The 19,330-nt window shown below is 63.3% G+C and carries 25 protein-coding genes and 2 tRNA genes; 19 read left to right on the forward strand and 8 right to left on the reverse strand.

All coding sequences use genetic code 11. The annotated features are described in order from the left end of the window. Window positions 1-61: 61 nt before the first annotated feature. Window positions 62-1,231: a redox-regulated ATPase YchF gene (locus L21_RS11235; protein ID WP_074370560.1), complete on the reverse strand. Its 1,170-nt coding sequence runs from the start codon at window positions 1,229-1,231 to the stop codon at window positions 62-64. Window positions 1,232-1,384: 153 nt separating this feature from the next. Here L21_RS11235 and L21_RS11240 point away from each other — a divergent pair, with 153 nt between their 5' ends. The 3 genes from L21_RS11240 (at window position 1,385) to L21_RS11250 (ending at window position 3,433) form a co-directional block, all read left to right on the forward strand. Next, window positions 1,385-1,975, forward strand: a complete 591-nt coding sequence (locus L21_RS11240; RefSeq protein WP_074370561.1) for a pyruvate kinase alpha/beta domain-containing protein — start codon at window positions 1,385-1,387, stop codon at window positions 1,973-1,975. Between the two features lie 2 nt (window positions 1,976-1,977). Further along, a complete protein-coding gene (locus L21_RS11245) occupies window positions 1,978-2,805 on the forward strand; it encodes a DUF7847 domain-containing protein (RefSeq protein WP_074370562.1) in 828 nt (275 codons plus the stop codon). Window positions 2,806-2,974: 169 nt separating this feature from the next. Next, window positions 2,975-3,433: a phosphopantetheine adenylyltransferase gene (locus L21_RS11250; RefSeq protein WP_074370563.1), complete on the forward strand. Its 459-nt coding sequence runs from the start codon at window positions 2,975-2,977 to the stop codon at window positions 3,431-3,433. Here L21_RS11250 and pyrI read toward each other — a convergent pair. Continuing rightward, entirely contained in the window at window positions 3,426-3,893 is a 468-nt protein-coding gene (gene pyrI, locus L21_RS11255; RefSeq protein ID WP_074370564.1) for an aspartate carbamoyltransferase regulatory subunit, read from the reverse strand. The two genes, L21_RS11250 and pyrI, sit on opposite strands and share 8 nt — an antisense overlap. Continuing rightward, window positions 3,890-4,786 carry an aspartate carbamoyltransferase gene (gene pyrB / locus L21_RS11260; RefSeq protein ID WP_074370565.1) on the reverse strand — a complete coding sequence of 299 codons (897 nt, stop codon included), beginning with the start codon at window positions 4,784-4,786 and terminating at the stop codon, window positions 3,890-3,892. Before pyrB ends, pyrI begins: the two co-directional genes overlap by 4 nt. Window positions 4,787-4,970: 184 nt before the next feature. Between pyrB and L21_RS11265 the strand changes: the two genes are divergently transcribed. Then, entirely contained in the window at window positions 4,971-5,159 is a 189-nt protein-coding gene (locus tag L21_RS11265; protein WP_074370566.1) for a hypothetical protein, read from the forward strand. Window positions 5,160-5,163: 4 nt separating this feature from the next. On the opposite strand, the gene L21_RS11270 is transcribed toward L21_RS11265, so the two are convergent. The 4 genes from L21_RS11270 to L21_RS11285 are packed head-to-tail and all read right to left on the reverse strand — an operon-like array spanning window position 5,164 to window position 8,048. After that, window positions 5,164-5,889, reverse strand: coding sequence for a methyltransferase domain-containing protein (locus tag L21_RS11270; RefSeq protein ID WP_074370567.1), 726 nt, complete (start codon window positions 5,887-5,889; stop codon window positions 5,164-5,166). Next, window positions 5,886-6,227, reverse strand: a complete 342-nt coding sequence (locus L21_RS11275) for a nascent polypeptide-associated complex protein (RefSeq protein ID WP_074370568.1) — start codon at window positions 6,225-6,227, stop codon at window positions 5,886-5,888. The genes L21_RS11270 and L21_RS11275 overlap by 4 nt, the downstream gene beginning before the upstream one ends. After that, entirely contained in the window at window positions 6,209-6,709 is a 501-nt protein-coding gene (locus tag L21_RS11280) for a PUA domain-containing protein (protein ID WP_074370569.1), read from the reverse strand. Before L21_RS11280 ends, L21_RS11275 begins: the two co-directional genes overlap by 19 nt. After that, complete coding sequence (locus tag L21_RS11285; RefSeq protein ID WP_074370570.1) at window positions 6,651-8,048, reverse strand: RecJ family nuclease; 1,398 nt, start codon at window positions 8,046-8,048, stop codon at window positions 6,651-6,653. Before L21_RS11285 ends, L21_RS11280 begins: the two co-directional genes overlap by 59 nt. Window positions 8,049-8,772: 724 nt before the next feature. Between L21_RS11285 and L21_RS11290 the strand changes: the two genes are divergently transcribed. From L21_RS11290 to L21_RS11345, 12 genes are all read left to right on the forward strand, one after another. Beyond that, window positions 8,773-10,176 (forward strand): bifunctional ADP-dependent NAD(P)H-hydrate dehydratase/NAD(P)H-hydrate epimerase, encoded by a 1,404-nt coding sequence (locus tag L21_RS11290; protein ID WP_074370571.1) that lies wholly within the window; start codon window positions 8,773-8,775, stop codon window positions 10,174-10,176. 58 nt (window positions 10,177-10,234) lie between these two features. Continuing rightward, the gene (gene moaC / locus L21_RS11295) at window positions 10,235-10,732 is read left to right on the forward strand and encodes a cyclic pyranopterin monophosphate synthase MoaC (RefSeq protein WP_074370572.1); all 498 of its coding nucleotides are present in this window, start codon (window positions 10,235-10,237) and stop codon (window positions 10,730-10,732) included. A gap of 232 nt (window positions 10,733-10,964) precedes the next feature. Continuing rightward, the gene (locus L21_RS11300; RefSeq protein WP_074370573.1) at window positions 10,965-11,555 is read left to right on the forward strand and encodes a 50S ribosomal protein L15e; all 591 of its coding nucleotides are present in this window, start codon (window positions 10,965-10,967) and stop codon (window positions 11,553-11,555) included. Between the two features lie 29 nt (window positions 11,556-11,584). Continuing rightward, a complete protein-coding gene (locus L21_RS11305) occupies window positions 11,585-12,229 on the forward strand; it encodes an RNase P subunit p30 family protein (RefSeq protein WP_074370574.1) in 645 nt (214 codons plus the stop codon). Continuing rightward, window positions 12,226-12,708 carry an Rpp14/Pop5 family protein gene (locus L21_RS11310; protein WP_074370575.1) on the forward strand — a complete coding sequence of 161 codons (483 nt, stop codon included), beginning with the start codon at window positions 12,226-12,228 and terminating at the stop codon, window positions 12,706-12,708. The genes L21_RS11305 and L21_RS11310 overlap by 4 nt, the downstream gene beginning before the upstream one ends. Then, complete coding sequence (gene psmA, locus L21_RS11315) at window positions 12,708-13,430, forward strand: archaeal proteasome endopeptidase complex subunit alpha (protein ID WP_074370576.1); 723 nt, start codon at window positions 12,708-12,710, stop codon at window positions 13,428-13,430. Before L21_RS11310 ends, psmA begins: the two co-directional genes overlap by 1 nt. An 11-nt stretch (window positions 13,431-13,441) precedes the next feature. Further along, complete coding sequence (locus L21_RS11320) at window positions 13,442-14,143, forward strand: ribosome assembly factor SBDS (protein ID WP_074370617.1); 702 nt, start codon at window positions 13,442-13,444, stop codon at window positions 14,141-14,143. 55 nt (window positions 14,144-14,198) lie between these two features. Continuing rightward, window positions 14,199-14,489 carry a 50S ribosomal protein L37ae gene (locus L21_RS11325; protein WP_074370577.1) on the forward strand — a complete coding sequence of 97 codons (291 nt, stop codon included), beginning with the start codon at window positions 14,199-14,201 and terminating at the stop codon, window positions 14,487-14,489. 6 nt (window positions 14,490-14,495) lie between these two features. After that, the gene (locus tag L21_RS11330) at window positions 14,496-14,627 is read left to right on the forward strand and encodes a DNA-directed RNA polymerase subunit P (RefSeq protein WP_011844513.1); all 132 of its coding nucleotides are present in this window, start codon (window positions 14,496-14,498) and stop codon (window positions 14,625-14,627) included. Continuing rightward, window positions 14,624-15,028: a Brix domain-containing protein gene (locus tag L21_RS11335; protein ID WP_074370578.1), complete on the forward strand. Its 405-nt coding sequence runs from the start codon at window positions 14,624-14,626 to the stop codon at window positions 15,026-15,028. The genes L21_RS11330 and L21_RS11335 overlap by 4 nt, the downstream gene beginning before the upstream one ends. Next, entirely contained in the window at window positions 15,025-15,270 is a 246-nt protein-coding gene (locus L21_RS11340) for a KEOPS complex subunit Pcc1 (RefSeq protein WP_074370579.1), read from the forward strand. The genes L21_RS11335 and L21_RS11340 overlap by 4 nt, the downstream gene beginning before the upstream one ends. A gap of 144 nt (window positions 15,271-15,414) precedes the next feature. Continuing rightward, on the forward strand, window positions 15,415-15,780 hold the full coding sequence (locus L21_RS11345; protein ID WP_074370618.1) for a prefoldin subunit beta: 366 nt from the start codon (window positions 15,415-15,417) through the stop codon (window positions 15,778-15,780). Window positions 15,781-16,086: 306 nt separating this feature from the next. Here the strand turns inward: L21_RS11345 and L21_RS11350 are convergent, their stop codons facing one another. Beyond that, window positions 16,087-17,625 (reverse strand): 2-isopropylmalate synthase, encoded by a 1,539-nt coding sequence (locus L21_RS11350; RefSeq protein ID WP_074370580.1) that lies wholly within the window; start codon window positions 17,623-17,625, stop codon window positions 16,087-16,089. A gap of 147 nt (window positions 17,626-17,772) precedes the next feature. Between L21_RS11350 and L21_RS11355 the strand changes: the two genes are divergently transcribed. From L21_RS11355 to L21_RS11365, 3 genes are all read left to right on the forward strand, one after another. Next, window positions 17,773-17,879, forward strand: a tRNA-Tyr gene (locus L21_RS11355). Between the two features lie 19 nt (window positions 17,880-17,898). After that, window positions 17,899-17,971 (forward strand) — tRNA-Asp (locus L21_RS11360). Between the two features lie 462 nt (window positions 17,972-18,433). After that, window positions 18,434-18,949 (forward strand): HEAT repeat domain-containing protein, encoded by a 516-nt coding sequence (locus L21_RS11365; RefSeq protein WP_074370581.1) that lies wholly within the window; start codon window positions 18,434-18,436, stop codon window positions 18,947-18,949. The last annotated feature ends 381 nt before the right edge of the window (window positions 18,950-19,330 follow it).

The following is a 19,330-nucleotide window of genomic DNA, read 5'->3' on the forward strand; positions in this document are numbered from 1 at the left end:
AGACGTCGGTTCGCTCCCCGGAGCGCGGAGGAGAGGCGTCCCGCCTCCCCGTGCCCCCGGTTCACTTCCGGACGCTGACGATCTTGATGATGTCGCCGTTCTTCAGTTCCTGGGTGTCCTTGATCCGCATCCCGGTCTTTGCGTCGATGGCATACAGGAACCCCTCGCCGATATCGGTGTGAACCTGGTAGGCGAGGTCGCGAGAGGTCGACCCGCGCTTCATGAGGAACGCGTCGGGGAGAACCCTGCCCTTGCCGTCGGTGAGTTTATGCTCGTCCTCGACCGGGAAGACGACGATCCGGTCGAGGAGGTTGAAGACCGCGGCGTCCAGCGCCTTCTGAACGCCGGTGCCGTCGAACTTCTGCATGAACTCCGCGACCTTCGCGAGCCCGGCACGCTGCGCGGCGCTGAGGTTCGCCCCGGGGTTCTCGGTGAAACTCCGGTCGCCGGGGAGGTAACTGACGAACTTCCCCTCCGCGGCCATCCGGAGCGCAAGCTCGCCTGCAGCGCTTGCAAAGATGACGTCGTGCTTCACGAGCCGCTCAAGGCACTCCTCCGGCGCCTGGTCGGCCTTGTTCCCAACGATCAGCATCGGCTTGCTGATCGCCATCAACTCCCGGCAGAACCGGATCAGGTCCTCCTCCCCCGCCGTCCGGAGTTCGATCCCGACCGCCCCGGTGGCGTCGCGGACGTGCTCGTAGGTGATCCCGAGGCCGGCAAAGACCTCGGCAATCGCCGCCTCGAGCGAGAAGTCCCTCGCCTGGGCCTGCCGCAGGAGTTTCGCCCAGTTACGCGAGAGGATACCGTACATCCACATCGACATCTCGTACTGGAGGAACTCGATATCCTTTATGGGGTCACGCGAACCGATATCGATCGGGTTCCCTTCGGCATCCGTCGCACCGCTGGCATCGACGACCTGGATGACGGCGTCCGCCTGCCGGAGGTTGTCGAGGAACTGGTTGCCGAGCCCCCGCCCGAGGTGCGCCTCGGGGACGAGACCCGCCACGTCGATCAGCCCGACCGGGATGAACCTGACCCCGTCCCGGCAGTTCTCGCACGGAACCTGCATCTCCCGGCACGGGCAGGCTGTCCGGACGTACGCGACGCCGTGGTTTGCATCGATGGTCGTGAACGGGTAATTGGCGATCTCAACCTGGGCAAGGGTCGCCGCCCTGAAAAACGTCGATTTTCCACAGTTTGGTTTTCCTGCAATGGCGAGTGTAATCATGAGAACTCCTGCCGCACCGTTAGGCTGAGAGTAGTGTTGGGCTATCCACCATTATATCACCTTCTTTCCCCGGCATAGCGGCCCTGGCCGTCCCGTTGCAGCCCCCACCACCGGTATGGGAGGTTCAATTAGGAGCAGCGACAACATGATTGCATGAGTTTCGTAACCCGGAATACCTACTACTTCGATGCGCCGGGCGTAGAGAACACCCGCGACGCCGCCAGGTTCGCCGTCGAGCGGGCGCGGGAACTCGGCCTCAAAAAGATCGTTGTCGCGAGCAGCAGCGGCCGGACGGCTCTTGCCTTCCGGGATGCAATGGCGGGAACCGACCTCGAACTGATCGTCGTCACCCACGCGGTCGGGTTCTCAAAGCCCGGCGAGTGGGAGTTCTCGCCGGAGGCGGCCGGGACCCTCCGGGCGGAGGGCGCGAAGATCGTCACCGGCACGCACGCGCTCTCCGGGCTCGAGCGCGCGATATCCCGCTCACCGAGACTCGGGGGGAGTTCCCGCACGGAAGCAATCGCCGAGACATTGCGGCGGACGGTCGCGGTCGGCCTGAAGGTCGCGGTGGAGTGTATCCTCATCGCGGCGGACCAGGGAGCGGTCGGCGTCGATGAAGAGGTGGTCGCGGTCGGAGGCACTGCGACCGGGGCCGATACCGTCTGCGTCATCCGTCCCGCGCATACCGCAACGTTCTTCGACCTGCAGGTGCGCGAGATCGTCGCCATGCCGAGGAACCGGTGAGCATGACGCTCGAATCGGTCACCGGTGCCGCCGGACTCCTCCGGCAGCACCCCGTCCTCTGGTCGGTCGGCCTCGTCATGGGCGCTCTCGCGGTTCTCAACCTCGTCATCCCCATCTACGGCGGGGCGTTCTACACGGAGCCTCTGGCGCTCCTGCAACTTCTCGTGACGCCGTTTTTAGCCGGCGGCGTCTACGGCACGATCCGTGCGGAGAACTTCTCCGTCGGCGAGTTCGTGCAGTCGGGGAAGACCTACTACTTCCGGATACTCCTCCCGGCGCTGGTCATCTTCTTCGCGGTCATCCTGACCATCATTCTGCTCGCGATACCGCTCGCGCTCATCGGTGCCGGAGCCGCCGCAACCATGGCCCCGCTCCTCCTCGGGGTCATCCTCTCGATCGCCTTCTTCACGTTCTTCTACGACACCGTGGCGGTCTTTGAAGAGACGGGCGTCTTCGAGTCGATTCGGAGGAGCATTGAGTTCGTCATGAACAACCTCGGCAGCGTTCTCGTCTTCTACCTGACAAACATCGTCGTCTTCGCGGTGCTCGGGTTTTTGGCCCTCTTTGCCTGGACGGCTCTCCTCCTGGAGAAACTCGAACCGCTCACCACCATGAGCCCCGACGAACTCCAGGCGGTGATGCCGGAGGATCTCCTCGCGCTCATCGGGACGGAAGGGATATGGATCACCGCGATCGTCTATGCCGTCGTGATCGTGCTCTTCTCGGTCTTTCTCTACGCCTACAAGGCGAGTTTCTTCAGAAACCACGCGGGCGTCTCCCAGATACAGCAGGGAGAGTACGACGAGAAGGGGCGGTGGTATAAGTACTGACGTGGCCGGAGAGGCGTTTTATTCTTTTTTCCTCGTACCCGCTTGATAGAGTGAACCGGGAGACGGGGACAGCTCGCACCTGACGGTGCTCAAACTCCGGTTCTACGAACCCTCGCACCCCCCACCACCGATCACTACCCATAAAACCCCTCGCGGCTAACGCCTCTGGATGAAAGTGATGGTCGGGGGGACGTTCGATCCCCTGCATGCCGGACACCGGAAACTCCTCTCCCGCTCCTTCGAGCTCGCCGGGCCCGACGGAGAGGTGATCATCGGGTTGACGACCGACGAGTTTGCCGGTGCAAAGGTGCACCCCGTCCACAACTACAAAAAACGGCTTGAGAACATCACGTTGTTTATCCGCGAACACGGTTACACCGCAACGTGGACGGTCGAGCCGCTTGCCGACCGCTACGGCAGCGCCATCGTTGCGGACTTCGACATCCTCGTCGTCTCCGAGGAGACCTTCCCGGTCGCCGTGGAGATCAACGAAATCCGGCGCGAGCGCGGGAAAAGAAAGGTGGACCTTCACGAGATCTCCTGCGTCCTCGCCGAGGACGGCCGGCGGATCTCGAGCACCCGTATCTGCCGGGGCGAGATCGACCGGCACGGACGCCTGATCAGATGATGTGGTTTGCGATATCGTCCTTGATCAGCCAGTCGCAGTAGAGGCAGTGCAGTCCCTTGTCGAGCACCTCAAACGTGCTCGCGACAGGCTCGTTCGTGTTCGTGATGCAGCCGGGGTTCGGGCACCTGACTACCCCCCGGAGAATCTCCGGAATCTCCACGCCTTTCTTCTCCACGACCTTGTAGTCGCGGATGATGTTGATCTTCGCATGCGGCGCAAGCAGGGCGATTCGGTCGACCTCCTCCGTCCGGAGCTCGCGGTTCTCGATCTTGACGATATCCTTCTTCCCCATCCGCTTGCTCTCGACGTTCGTCGCGATGCTCAGGCATTCCCGGGTCGACCCGGTGATACCGAGGATCCGGAGCACGTTCAGCGCCTCGCCGGCCGTGATATGGTCGATGACGGTGCCGTTCTTGATGGGGCTGACGAGCAGCCCTCGTGAGGGATCTTTCCGGCTCATCTCATCACCTCGTGGAGGAGCGCCATCCTGACGGGGACACCGTTCCTCGCCTGCTCGAAGTAGCGTGCGTACGGCGTGCGGTCGACCGCCGGGTCGATCTCTCCCGCGCGCGGGAGCGGGTGGAGGATCATCAGCCGCTCTTTCACGCCGTCGAGCAGGTCGGTCGTGATCCGGTAACTGGACGCGACGTTGTAATAGGATGCCGAGTCCGGGAACCGTTCGCGCTGGATCCTCGTCACGTAGAGGACGTCGAGTTCCCGGATCGCCTCCTCGACGTTCGGGTGCTCGACGACCTCCATGCCGCGCTCCCGCAGTTCGAGGGCGATGTTTGCCGGCATCTCGAGCCCCCCCGGTGCAATCGTGTGCAGCGTGACGCCGTAGAGGGAGAGGGCAAGTGCAAGTGAGTGCGCCGTCCTGCCGTAGCGGAGATCCCCTAAAAGCCCGACGTCGATCCCGTCGACCGGCATCGACTGCCTGATGGTGTAGAGGTCGAGCAGCGTCTGGCTCGGGTGCTGCCCCGCGCCGTCGCCGGCGTTGATGATCGGCACCGTGGCGAACTCGCTTGCGAGTCTGGCCGCTCCCTCCTTCGGATGCCTGAGCACGATGGCGTCCACGTAGCTGCTTATCACCCGGATGGTGTCTGCGAGCGTCTCTCCCTTGACGATTGAACTCGCCTCCACGGAATCGACGCTGATCGACTTTCCGCCGAGCCGGGCCATCGCCGTCGCAAACGACATCCTTGTCCTGGTGCTGGGCTCGAAGAAGAGAAGCGCCACGAGTTTGTCGTCAAGCATTCCGGGCCGATAATTGCCGGTGTCGAACTCCTGCGCCCGGTCGAGCAGGTAATCGAGATCGCTCCTTTCAAAATCGCGGATCGAGATAATGTGATACATCGTGCGGCTACCTTCCGGGGCATTTGATCCGGCACGGGAGCCCGGATTGTTCCGCCCCTCTTCTCTCCTGAATAGTGGTTCGCCGCGCACCCACTAAATACCTTTTTTTCGGGGGCGTGCCCTACCCCCATGACAACCTTTGTCACCTTCGCCCGCCTCATACTATTTTCAGGAGAAGAAGCGCATGTCCGAAGAGAATGTAGAGTACGCGCCTGAAGTCTGCTGCCACTGCGAGGGGCTCGGGTGCATGTACTGCAACAAAACAGGCACCGTGATGGTGCCGCAACCCTCGCAGAAGTGCAGGCACTGCGACGGGGAATGCTGCATTTATTGTGGCTACACCGGGTGGGAACACCCGCTGAAGGAACATTAACTCTCTATTTTCGCGCGACCGTGATGTAACCGCTGTGACCGACCCTGGTCGAGGGGCGGGTCCCCCGGGCGGAGCGCGTCAGTTCCCGTTCCATGCACTCGTAGCAGTGAACGTCGCGGAAGAGCGGCGTTGCGGCGTCGAGCGCGACGAACGTGTGTTCGAGGAACGGCGTGTAGCAGGAGAGATAGCCGCCGGGCGAGAGGAGCGAGAAGGCGTGCTCCACGTGTGCCGGCGTTATCGTGAGGTCAAGGTGCACGACGTCGAACTCGCCGGTCGCTTCGAGCATATCAGCGGCGACCACCTCGACGTTATCGAGTCGGGCGTTTCGGATGTTCTTCTCCGCGAGCCGGGCGAACTCCGGGCGCACCTCGTAGGTCTTCACGCTGCTGGCGATGCTCCCGAAGTAGATTGCGGCGACGCCGCTTCCGGTTCCGGCGTCGAGGACACAGTCGTCGCGGTTCATCCCCGTGTAGGCGATCACCATGCCGATGTCCTTCGGGAGCATGGGCGCGCCGCTCCGTTTTGCGTGGACGAAGAAGTCGGTCGGCCGGGGGCGCAGCACGGTGAACGGAACGTTGAGGTGAGTCCGGATCTCCTCTCCGGGGTTCATGCCCACGAGCGCCCCGAGATCGATCATCCCCCGGTCGGTGGAGAACTTTCCTTCGCCCGCCGTCACGAAGTACTCGCGGTCATTGCCGACGAGCAGAAGACGTTCGCCGGTCTCGATCATTGCTGCGCGAGTTTCAGGATCGCTTCGGCGATGTCGCCGCGGGTCTCGACGAGCGCCGCCCGTGCGGCCTCCTCGGTTGCCCCGGCCTGCGATGCAACGAGGGCGACGTCGTCGTCGGGGATCTCCGGGACGGCCTCTTCGAACCGGGCCTCCCCCGTGAGCTGGTAGGTGGTGACCCCCTGCATGGTGGTCGCGACGACCTGGGCATCGTCAAAGACGTAGTTTCCCGCGGGGGTGTAGATGACGACCTTCTCGACGCCCTCGATCTCCTCCATCTCCATGCCCATCTGCTTCATCATCTGCTTCATCTTTTTCGGGTTTATCTTTCCTGGAAACATTCGGAACCTCTCCCCTGCCGTACTTTTACCGCTACACCGTAATTAAATGCCAGTATCTCCCGCCCGGAGAGCAGGGCTGCCCCGGTGGCGAGGAGGACGTCGTCGCCGGTCACCACCAGCACCTCGTCCCCTGCGCGGATGCCCTCGTCGGCAGCGACGACGTGTTTCGCCATCGCGTTCTTCCCGTCCGCGATGAAGGGCGCCACGTCCTCCTGCACCGCCACCCGATAGGCCGGGGGGGCGAGATGGACGGCGAGCCGCTCCGCTGCGGCTATTCCGAGGGTCAGGCGGCCGTCCTGCGCGCGAACGGTCGCAAGCCTCTCCTTTCCGAGGCGCACCTGGCGGATGCGCCCGGTCGTCGAGAACTGGAAGGCGCACTCGTCGGGGAAGATCGCGGCTCCGGCTCCTGCGCCGAACTGGAAGTCAGCTATCGTCCGGATCCGCCGAAGCGAACTGTCGTTTGAGTATTCGGTTGACACCATCAACAAACTCCTCTTCTGTATCGTGGGGGATGAATGCTCCGGCGGCGATCCGGTGCCCGCCGCCTGCGCCGCCGACCTCTGCCGCCGCCTCGATGAGCGCCTCGCAGAGATCGACCCCGCGGCCGAGCGCCCACTCGTTCGTCCGCATCGAGACCTTCGTCACCTCCGGCTCGTCCACCATCGCGGCGAGCACCATCATGGGCTTCTTCCAGTTCAGTTTGGAGAGCGCCATGCCTGCCCCGATCCCGACGATGGTGTCGGGGAAGCGGTCGCCGGTGTGGACGTACTGGAGGTGCGAGAGTTCGGTGACTCCAGTATCAAGGATGTACTGGAGCAGGTCGCGGATGACCGTCCGGTGGTGGGCGAGCATATGCTCGGCGTCGCGATAGGCCTCCCCGCGCTCCCCGTGACAGATGCTGCTCCCTATCCGGGGTTTTGCCCACCGGCCGCAGGCGTTCAGGAGGGTGGCGTACTCGGAGGCGTTCCGGAGCGGCGTCCGCTCCGGTTCGTCGGGGAAGATGTAGGTCTCGGCGAGCAGGCGGTCGGTCTCCCTCCCGTGGGCAATGAGCTGCTGGGCGAGGGCGCTGATGATCGTGCGCCGGTCGTCGAACGGGAGTTCTTCCCAGACGAGCCACCCGCCTCGCGGGTTCTTCAGTTCGACGCCGAGCCGCTCGAGGAACCGGAGTGCGGCGTTCGTGTTGTTCGAGATTCCGTCGATATAGGGGTCGTCGCAGTAGCCGAGGCAGACATGGAGCGGGCGGGTGGACGTCCCGTAACAGTTCAGGTCGCGGCCCCGCACGAGGATGTTGCCGTACTCGACGCCGTCCTGGACGATCTCGCGTGCCGGACCGACCAGCCCGCAGTTCTCGCGGGCCATCATGTCCCCGACGTTCCCGATGACGGCGAGTTTGGCGAGGTCGATGTTTGTGGAATCGATCGCCTTTGCGACCAGGTAGGCGATCCCGGCGGCGCTCATCCGGGTGATGCCGTAGTCAAGGCTGTTCACCTGGGGGTAGGCCGTGCCGGAGGGCTGGCCGACGTGGTGGTCGAGGATCAGGACTTCGTCGGCGGAAAGGCCGTGTTCCTCAAGAAGGTTCTGCTGCCCGGCCCCGAGGTCGGCGAAGAGTTTCAGGGACCCGTCCCTCGGGACATGGCGCATCGCCATCGGTTCGAGCTGGCGGACGAAGACGGACGTGACGGGGATACCCTCGCGGGCAAGCGCCTGCGCAAGGATCGCCTCCGTGCTGATGCCGTCGGCGTCGATGTGGGAGACGATCGTCACCGACTCCGCATCACCGATGATATCCGCCGCTCTCCGCAGATCGTTCTCGAAGCCCATCTCCACAGTAGTGCGTCGTGAAGTGTCAATAATGCATGGGGGTGTGGAGGGTATCGGGGGGTTTGGGGCAGTCGGCGAAGTGGAGAACTGGAGCATGAGTGGCTTGAGTCTTCAAGCGACGGACTATGCAACCTGTTCCAGTGGTCGTCTGGGCGTGCCTAGTATGTCCCAACGTCGGAACAACCGCAACGATGAAGGCCCCGTACGCTGGCCTGCGTGGACTGCGCACCTGACGGTGCTCATGCTCCTGCCCTACGGCCAGTCGCCAGTCCAAGACCTTCGGTCTTCTCCAGCGATGTCCCCTGGGGACATCGCCTATCGCCACGCACTGCCCCCGCCCCTCGGGGCGGGGGAGGAGGTCGGAGGCCGGGCGGGGTGGGGGCACAGGTATAATCTTCAGAGGTAGAGACAGGGGAGGGGGGATGCTCCCCCTCCCCGTCAGCCTCTCCCCCAATGGCGATAGCCTGTGGAAATCCGTGTAAGGCACGTGCGGTCGAGAACAATCCCGACACCCGTGGGTGCACCGCGTATACGGCGTATGGTGCACGGTATGCGACCGAGCAATCCGGGCACCAGTGGGTGCACCGGTTGCACCCTGGCTGCTCGTCTGTCATCCCTCCCCTGAACCGGCAGTCTTCCCAGCATCTCTCCGGGCGGAAACTAAAACTATCTAAGAAAGAAACGCCATAGCACCGATCAGACAACGCTCCTGGAGGGACGGGACATGACGACAAACGATATGCGGGATTTTCTGGAGACCGGTGTCATCGACGCCGGGCGGATGAGAGCGGTCGAGGGGAACGCCGTTGCGCTCGGCTACCCGTCGCTTCTGATGATGGAGAGCGCCGGGAGGGCGGTCGCGGACGCCGTCCTCGCCCGTAACCCCTCCCGCGTCCTCGTCCTCTGCGGGAGGGGGAACAACGGCGGCGACGGGATGGTGGCGGCCCGCTACCTCCAGCACCTCGATGCGGTCGACGTCGTCTACCCCGACTGCGGCTCGACGACTGCCTCGGCCGCCGTTCAGGCATCGCTCCTCCGGCACTGCTCCGTCACCCTCCACCCCGTCCGGTGTGCCGCAGACGTCGAGGCTCTCTCCCGCCTCTTTGACGGCGCCGACGTCATCGTCGACGCGATGCTCGGCACCGGGGCTTCGGGCGCGGTGCGGGAGCCGCTCGCGTCCCTCGTCGCCCGGGTGAACGCGAGCGGCGCCCCGGTCGTCGCCGTCGACATCCCCACCCCCGGGATCCGTGCGAGCCGGATCGTATCCTTCCACCGGCCGAAGGTGGAGGGCGCGGACGTCGCGGATATCGGCATCCCGCTCGAGGCGGAGATATTCACCGGCCCGGGTGACCTCACGCTCATCCCGTCACGGAGATCGGAGGCCCACAAGGGCGCCGGCGGCGAGGTGCTCGTCGTCGGGGGCGGACCTTACCAGGGGGCGCCCTACATCGCGGCGATGGGGGCGCTCCGCGCCGGGGCCGACATCGTGCGGGTCGCCTCCCCCGCGTACGTCCCCATGCCCGACCTGATCTACGAGCGGCTGGAGGGGAAGGCGATCACCGTCGATCACCTGGAGACGATCCTCCCCCTCGTCGACCGCGCGGACGTCGTCGTCTGCGGCATGGGCCTCGGGAAGGAGAGCCACGACGTCGTCCTCGCCGTCGCGGAGGCGGCGGAGAAGGCGATCTTTGATGCCGATGCGCTCTCCCGCCCCCTCCCGGCGGCGAAAGAGACGATTTACACCCCGCACGCAGGCGAGTTCGCCCGGATGACCGGGGCGGAGCCCCCGGCGGGTCCTGTCGCGCGCGGCCGGTGCGTGAAGGCCGCCGCAACGACCGGGACCATCCTGCTCAAGGGCCCGGTCGATGTCATCTCGGACGGATCAAGGGTCAGGTTCAACCGGACCGGAACCCCCGCCATGACCGCCGGCGGGACGGGCGACCTCTTAGCCGGCATCGCGGGCGCGCTCTTCTGTCATCTCCCTGCGTTCGAGGCCGCCTGCATCGCCGCATACGTGAACGGCAGGGCCGGCATGCTTGCCGCGGAGGGGCGGGGAAGCGGCCTGCTCGCGACCGATATGCCCGACTATATTCCGGAGACCCTCTTCCGGCCCCCCGCGTCGGACTGACCTGCCGATAGCCGCCTTCTTTTATCCCCTGAAAAAGAGAAGATCTCCTGCGATACACATGAGCGAGTCCGGCGAACACGGCAAGACCCCGGTCTTCACCCACATCGAGAACGACCGCGCACAGATGGTGGACATCTCGGGAAAGACCGAGGTCGTCCGGGAAGCGGTTGCGAGCGGCAGGATCTACCTCCGGAGCGAGACGCTCCGCGCTATCCGGGAAGGAACCGCGGTCAAGGGCAACGTTTTAGCGACCGCGCGGGTGGCGGCAACCCTCGCGGTGAAGGATACGCCGCGCCTCATCCCCATGTGCCACCCCATACCGCTTGCAGGCATCACGATCGAGTTCGAGGAGGGCGACGGCTACATCGAGGCGATCGCCCGCGTGAAGTCCTACGGGAGGACGGGTGTCGAGATGGAAGCGCTCACCGGCGTCTCCACCGCCCTTCTCACCGTCTGGGACATGGTCAAGTCGGCGGAGAAAGACGAGAACGGGCAGTATCCCGTCACCCGGATGGACGCCATCCGTGTCGTGGAGAAACGCAAGGGCGTGCAGTGAACCGCGGGATCGATCTTCCCACATGCCCCTTTGTGTGAAGGATCCGGCATCCAATTCCGATATTTTGCTTCACGCGAAGAACGACGCTCCTGCGGAGCGGAGTTGGAGCCCCCGATGGGCGCGGGACCCCGGGGGAATCCTTTATTTGTGCTCCCGTCAACCTGTTAGGAACCACGGGATACGTCCCGGAAAGGAATGTGGCGGAAACGCTGAACCTGAGGTGATTCTAAACATGGCAAAATCGATGTATGCCTACGTACGCGAGGCATGGAAACGGCCCGACCGGTCGGAAGTGAAGGCCCTCCTCTGGGAGCGGCTCCAGACCTGGCGGCGCGAAGGGAGTATCGTGCGCGTGGAGCACCCGACCCGGATCGACCGGGCCCGGTCGCTCGGCTACAAGGCCAAGCAGGGGATCGTCGTCGTGCGGGTCAAAGTCCGCCGCGGCGGCCGAAGGAAGCCCCGGTACACCCGTGGACGCAGGACCGCCCGCATGGGCATGCGCCGGATGACCCCGGCAAAGAGCCTGCAGCGCATGGCCGAGGAGCGCGCATCCCGCAAGTTCCCGAACATGGAAGCCCTGAACTCCTACTGGGTCGGTGAGGACGGACGCTCCAAGTGGTTCGAGGTCATCATGGTCGACGGGCACCACCCGTCCATCAAGAGCGACCGCAACCTCGCATGGCTGGCGAACCCGGCTCACCGGGGCCGGGCGGAGCGCGGCAAGACCTCCGCCGGCATTAAGGGGCGCGGGATGCGGACGCGCGGACGTGGAACCGAGAAGACGCGCCCGAGCATCCGTTCTCACGCGAACCGGGGCAAATAACTACCTTTTTTTCATACGGCCTACCCACGATGAAGATCACAGATGCCGGTATACATCCCTATCCTGCCGGTGACTCGACGGTTGCGCGCATGGCGCTCGAAGCGGGAGGACTCGGGTTCGATAGCGTCGTCGTTATCGGAGATGCCGCGCATCGGTCTTCCGGCGTCGAGGTTCTCCGGGGAGCCGTGATCGGTGCCTCTTCCGTAAAAGAGGTCTTGAAGAGGGTGCGCGATCCCGCCGTCCGGCGGGCCGACATCGTCTACGTCGACGCCGGGGATATCTCCTTCAACCGGGCGATCGTCTCGATCAAAGAGGTCAATGTCGTCAGGAGCATCCATGCCACCCGGAGAAACGCCTTCGACCACGTCGCCGCACGGACGGCGTCGGAACATGGTGTGGCGGTGGACATCTCGATGGCTCCCATCATCCACCTCCGCGGGACGAAGCGCCAGAGAGCGCTGCAGCGGTATGCGGACGTCCTCTCGTTGCAGCGCCGATACGGCTTCCCGCTGACGATATCGTCGGACGCCCGCTCGATACTCGGGCAGCGATCGGTTCGCGAGATCCGCGGTCTCTGCGCACTCTTCGGCATGACCGGGGCGGAAGTGACCGAAGCGCTCTCGTCAATCGGCCGGATCGTCGAGCCGCACCGGCCCGTGAGGGTGGTCGAATGAGGCCGAGACCGCCGGCGATGCGGACGAAACGGCGCTACATCCTGGCGCGGATCCTCCCCTACGAGGTGCAGGTAGACCAGAAACAGGTCTACCTCGCGGTCATCGAGGCTGCGACCTCGCTCCTTGGCGATGCGGCCTCCGGCCTTGCGCAGCCCGCGGTGGTCTTCTGCGAAGGGGGGTACGTCGTCGTCCGGTGCCGGCGGGGAACCGAGAAAGATATCGCCGTCGCGCTTGCAACGGTCACCGCGGTCGGCGACGAGCGGATCGCGCTCCGGACGGTCGCCACCTCGGGGACGATCCACGCACTGCGGCGCCGGATGAGACCGATCCGGCATCTCTCCGGGGACGGGGAAGTGAAGATCGGGGAAACTTATTTCGCGGTCTATCGCTATCCGCGTCAAAAGGTTGATTTGGTTGAAAAAGGTATTAAGCATCAGAAGTCATTGTTTTTCACCGAAGGCGATTTGGAGGAACGATAATGCAACCACAATATCAGATGGGATATGACCGGGCGATCACGGTGTTCAGCCCGGACGGAAGGCTTTACCAGGTCGAGTACGCCAGAGAAGCGGTGAAACGAGGCACGACTGCCGTCGGAATCAAATGCAGCGAAGGCGTCGTGCTGATCGTCGATAAGAGGGTGACGTCCCGTCTCCTTGAACCAGTCTCCATCGAGAAGATCTTCAAGATTGACACGCATATCGGCGTTGCGTCCTCCGGCCTCGTCGGCGATGCGCGGTCTTTAGTGGACCGGGCCCGGGTCGAGGCACAGATCAACCGTGTCTCCTACAACGAGCCGATCAACGTCGAGACCCTCGCGAAAAAGCTCTGCGACCATATGCAGACCTACACCCAGTTCGGCGGTGCACGCCCCTACGGGACCGCTCTCCTGATCGCAGGAGTCAGCGACGGGGAGGCCCGTCTCTTCGAGACCGATCCGAGCGGCACGCTGCTCGAGTACAAGGCGACCGGCATCGGAACCGGCCGGCCTGCGGTCATGAAGGTATTCGAGGACGAGTACCAGGAGGATGCGGACTTCGCCGGCGCCATCGGGCTCGGGATCAAGGCCCTGCACGCCGCGACGGAGGGCAAACTCGACGTGAGCGCCATCGAGATCGGCGTCGTCTCCATCGAGACCCGGGAGTTCCGGAAACTGGAGAAAGACGAGGTAAAGGCATACGTCGACCAGTTCGAAGAGTGAGCGTCATCCGTATGATTCCTCTCGACCAGGCAGTAGTAGCGCGGCTTGAGAGCCACGGAGAACGGTTCGAGGTCCTCGTCGACCCCAACCAGGCCATGCGCATCCGGCAGGGCGAAGAGATCGACCTGGAGAATGTCGTCGCCGCCGACTCCATCTTCTCGAACGCCGCCCATGCCGAACGGGCCTCCGACGAGGCTCTCCTGAAGGTCTTCAAGACGACCGAGTTCGAGCAGGCAGCGCTCCGGATCATCCAGAAGGGCGAGATCCACCTCACGGCGGAACAGCGCCGTCACCTCATCGCGGAGAAGCGGAACAGGGTCGTCACGTTCATATCGAGGAACGCCGTCAACCCGCAGTCCGGGTTCCCTCACCCCCCGCAGCGGATCGAACTTGCGATGGAAGAGGCGAGGGTGAACATCGACCCCTTCAAGTCCGTCGAGGAGCAGGTCAAAGACGTGGTCAAGGCGCTCCGCCCGCTCCTCCCCATCCGGTTCGAGGAGATCCGGATTGCCGTGAAGATCCCGGCGGATTATACCGCGAGGGCATACGAGATCACGACCGCGGGGACACTCGAACGGGATGAGTGGCAGAAGGACGGATCCTGGATCGCGATCGTCAGAATTCCGGCGGGTATCCAGGAGGAGTTCTACGACCTGGTGAACAAGGTTTCCAAGGGGAATGCGGAGACCCGGATCGTCGAACGGGTGTCGTGAGTAACTATATTAATCGACAGCACAAAAATTAGAGGACATACAAGAGGTACGCGAAATGGCAAGTCGCAAACAGAGTGCAAAGGGCAGGGTAGTCGGAAGTTCCGGGCGTTTCGGCCCGAGGTATGGCCGGTTTATCCGGAAGAGAGTCAACCAGATCGAGGCGGTCTCCCGCGCGAGCCATGCGTGCCCCCGCTGCGACCAGGTAGCGGTCAAGCGTGAGGGAACGGGCATCTGGACGTGCCGCAAGTGCGGATTCAAGTTTGCAGGCGGCAGCTATGTCCCGGAGACGCCGGCGATGCGCGTCGCCGCGCGGAGCATCGAGCGGTCGTTGCAGAAGGAGGGGTAACCGGTCGTGGCTGCCTATAAGTGCGCTCGCTGTAAACAAAAAGTGGAGATCGACGTCAATATACGCTGCCCCTACTGTGGGCACCGCATCCTCTTCAAGGAACGCGGAGCTGGAATAAAAGATCTGAAGGCTCGATGACGGTCGTCACGACGTCGCGTAAACCGGCTCCTGAGGTGCGCACCCTTGCGCGGGATCTGGCGTTCTCGATCGGCGCCGAATACCTCACCCGCGGCAAAGCGGGCATGGGCGACCTCTTTTCCTTCGAGGGGCCGGTTCTGATCGTCTCGAAATCCGGCCCTTTTTTTCTGATTCAGATGTATGACGGCGGAGAGCCGGCGGCAGAGATCCGGGTTCGGTCGTTTGCCGTCGAGGAGCGGGCCGGTGCGATCGCCCGCGGACTCTTTGTCTCGGATCGCTCTGTGTACGAGGCGCTCAAGGATCACGTCGATGTCGCGTTTGCCGGGGAGTCCCTTACGGGAAACCGGATCGTCTTTGACGGGACGCAACGGAGACGCTACACCCTGAAGGTGACCCCGTGACGCATACTGCGGTCTTCCGGTTCGCGACCCCCGATGCCCGTGCCCTCTACCTCTCCGTCTGCCAGGAGATGGGCGACGTGGGCGGCCGGTCGTCCGTCCGGGTCGAACTCGCGGGCGACGATCTGCTCGTCCTCGATGTGAATGCCACCGATATACCTGCGCTCAGGGCGGCTCTGAACACCTGGCTGCGGCTGATAACCATAGCGGTCGAGATGCGGGAACTTGCCGTCCCGTCAGGATGATGGGGAACCCCCCTTCTCTGAACCCTCACCTTTAATGAGTTCCGCGCCCCTATCATGTAGAGAAAGGGCAGAGGGTCGGGAAGGCCGCTGCCCGCCACCTGAAATACTGTTACCGATCTTCGTCCATTCCAGGAGTAGATGAATATGGAAAACATCCCGCCAAAAGTGCAGAACCAGCTGGCGATGCTTCAGCAGATGCAGCAGCAGCTCCAGACCGTGGTATCGCAGAAAGCACAGTACGAACTGACGGTCCGCGAAGCCCGGCGCGCGGTCGAGGATCTGGCCGACGTCCCCGAGGATGCGGCGGTCTTCATGAACGTCGGCAGCGTCATGATGCAGAAGAGCAAGGAGCAGGTGCTTGCTTCCTTAAACGAGCGCATCGAGACGCTCGACCTCCGCGTCAAGTCGCTTGAGAAGCAGGAGAAGGCGCTGCAGGGCAGGTTCGAGCAGTTGTCCGCGCAGATCAGGGGGGCGCTGGAAGGAAAACAGCAGCCTCCCGGCCCCATCTGATCCGTCACCTTTTTTTGAAAAAGGGCTTTGTTTAAATTCTCTCTCTGACTCACGCGAAGGGGCGTTGCTCTCAGATAAACTAATCTTCGCGTTCTTCGCGGCTTCGCGTGAGACGGTCGGGTTGAGCACCGAAATGGCCTCACGCGAAGAACGCGAAGCCGCGAAGAAGGTTCTCGATGCCCACCCAGACTTCGCGTCTTCGCGCGAGGCCAGATTTTCGGCATAGATGATGCATGGATAATCCGGCGGCCTCTATGGGTAGCCGGGCTTATCCAGAGGTAGACCTGGAAAAAAGGAGTGAGATGTTCACTCTTCGCGGTCGAGTTTGTGCGTCCGGCAGACGAGGTTGATCGCGTTGATCACCGCCTCGACCGATGCGAGGATGATGTCGTCGCTCGATGCGCTGGCATCGAAGACCCGCCCCCGCTCGTCCTCGACGGCGATCGTGACGTGGCCGAGAGCATCGGTGCCCCCGGAGATCGCCTCGATGCTGAACTCTTTTAAGTGAACCGGGGCCGGGATGATCCCGAGGATCGCCCGCACGGCCGCGTCCACCGGGCCGTTGCCGACGCTCGAGAAGATGTGCTCGACCCCGTCGACGGTCGCCCTGACGCTTGCCGTCGGGATGGCATGGTTGCCGGTCATGATGGCGACGTCCCGGAGCTCCAGGGTCTTCTCGTCGGGTGCGATCTGCATGACGCTCTCCGCGATCTCGTAGAGGTCCGCGTCCGTCACGCGCTTGCCCTTGCCGGCAATCGCCTTCACCCGGAGGACGATCTCGTCGAGCTGTTCGTCGGCGGGCTCCATGTGCACCTCGGCGAGCATCTGCTTGACCGCATGCCTCCCGGCGTGTTTGCCGAGTTTCAGCCTGCGCCGGTGCCCGACCATCTCCGGCGTCATGATCCCCGGCTCGAACGTATCCGACCGGGTGATGACGCCGTGGGAGTGGATCCCGCTCTCGTGGGCGAAGGCGTTCTCGCCGACGATCGGCTGGATGGCCGGGACGCTCATCCCCGCGTAGCGGGAGACGAGCCTTGAAGTCTCGACGAGGCTCTGCGTCCGGATGCCGGTATCGATACCGTAGATGGACGAGAGCACCATCACCGTCTGCGCGAGGTCGGCGTTGCCTGCCCGCTCGCCGATGCCGTTCACCGTCACCTGCACCTGGGAGGCGCCGCCCTCGACCGCTGCGATGGTGTTTGCCACCGCAAGCCCGAAGTCGTTGTGGCAGTGGACGTCGATCGGGCAGTTCACCTCGCGGTCGATCCGCTCGATGAGGCGCTTCATCGCCGTCGGGGTGATCACGCCGACCGTGTCGGGCACGTTGATGATCGTCGCTCCGGCGTCCACCGCAACGCGGTATACCTCTATCAGGTAATCCCAGTCGGTCCTTGTCGCATCCATCGCGGAGAACATGCACCGGTCGACGTGATCGCGTGCATACGCGATGATATCGCCGGTGGTCTCGAGGACCTGTTCGCGGGTCTTTCTGATGGTGTACTCGCGCTGGACGTCGGAGGTCGGGATGAAGACGTGGACCATGTCGACGCCGCAGTCGATGCACGCATCCACGTCGGCCCGGAGCGACCGCGCAAGGCCGCAGACCTGTGCGGAGAGCCCGAGGTTCGTGATGGCCCGGACTATATCGCGTTCGGCATCCGAGGATGCGGGAAAGCCCGCTTCGATGGCGTGGACTCCTATTCCGGAGAGTTGTTCAGCAATACCGAGCTTCTCTTCGAGCGTGAACGAGATACCCGGTGTTTGTTCACCGTCGCGCAGCGTGGTGTCGAAAACAGTGACGTTTTTGTTCGCACGGCTATCGGTGAAGAAGACAGTACGCTTCAGCGTTCCTGCGTGCTTCAGCGTTTGTAGGGTTCATACATACTCCTTATCCGAGGTTGTATATAAAGAATAATGCCCGTATCCCGTTCTTCCCCGGGAGTTCTGCGAAATGTTTAATAACAACTCTATCTAACATTATTAGAGCAGTGACCCGCCTTAACTCAGACTGGTAGAGTGCGCGGCTGTAGTATGGTCTTCGCTCTCGGGCGAACTGCGCGGCTACCGCGATGTCCCCGGTTCGAATCCGGGAGGCGGGATCACCCCCAAACATTGAGTGCCCAGGTAGTGTAGTGGCCTATCATGACGGCCTGTCACGCCGTCGACACGGATTCGAATTCCGTCCTGGGCGTCACTTTCTTTCATCTTCAAGGTTTACAGCGGAGCGGTTCATCTCCCGGAGGTGGCACGCAGCATGCCCAGAGCATACCGGGAAACCGCGCTGAACCTTCAATAATCCTCAAACTCGTAGTCCGGCAGAAATCGCTATTGAAAATGATTATATAGGAGGATTTATTTTTATCTCCTGGGTAAAATATATATATCTTGATGCTGTATCCGGTGCCATGCACGCTCAAGGGAAATGGATCGAGAGTGATCCTTTATTCAATGCTCTGGGGACGCTCATCCTCGGGACAGGTCTTTTTGTTCTGGTGAGTCTGGCGATATATGCTTCTGGATTTCTGACCTGATGGGAGAGGGGGGCCGCGGGGATACAGCGCCTGCTGGTGGCCCGGCGGCCCCAAGCACTTATTACAAATCCGCCTCAACGTGTGATATACGCCCGGGCGTAGACCGCGGGAGTGACGGAACCATGACTCATAGCATATCCCCTGGACCTGGAGACGACCGTCTGGACCTGGAGACCCTGATCTCACGGCTCTTTGACCCGGAGAAGGCCGTGCGGGCGGAGGCGATGCACGGACTCGTCGCGGTTGGGAGACCCGCCGTGCCCGCCTGCATTGCCCTGCTGACGGACAGCGACTGGAGAGTGCGGTATCGCGCGGCGGAGGCCCTCGGGCTGCTCGGCGACGGCGAGGCGTATGCGCCCCTCGTCGCCGCCCTCGACGATGAGAAGGATCACGTCCGCTACATGGCGGCGAAGGGGCTCGGGCTGCTCGGCGACCCCCGGGCAGTCGGGCTGCTCGGGAGGATGCACGAAGACGAGAACGAGTTCGTGCGCCGGAGCGCCGCCCGCTCGCTCGGCACGATCGGCGGCGGGGAGGCGGTTCTGGCGCTCCGTAGGGCTCTTGATGGCGAGACGACGGAAGGCGTCCGGGCGACGATCCGTGAAGCACTCCGCGATGCCGGTGCGGCGGACGGGGGTTGACGGCCTCCGCAGTCCAGCCCCCCCACGCCGTCTGTGCCGGAAGGAGAATACCCGTGTGCCCTTCTTCGGCAACCCCCACCCCGCCCGCGCCTCCGGCGCCCTCCCCCGCCCCCTCCCGGGGGCAGGGGCAGTCATGGCGATACCTGGTGAGCAGCCGTGCATGGGGGTGCTCACATCGTTTTATCCAGCATCCTGTCTCCATCGCGTACGGCTCTCCTCCAGAGTCCCCCCCCCATACAGTGGACCGTGGGGACATCGCCATAAGGGGTAGGGCTGACGGGGAGGGGGAACTCGTTCCCCCTCCCCTGTCTCTACCGGGTAAGGTTCACCTTTTGTAGTCCCCACCCCGGCTTCCAGCACGAGGCTGCTACCAATGCAGAT

This window comes from Methanoculleus chikugoensis (assembly GCF_900095385.1).
GTDB classification, from domain to species: Archaea; Halobacteriota; Methanomicrobia; order Methanomicrobiales; family Methanoculleaceae; genus Methanoculleus; species Methanoculleus chikugoensis_A.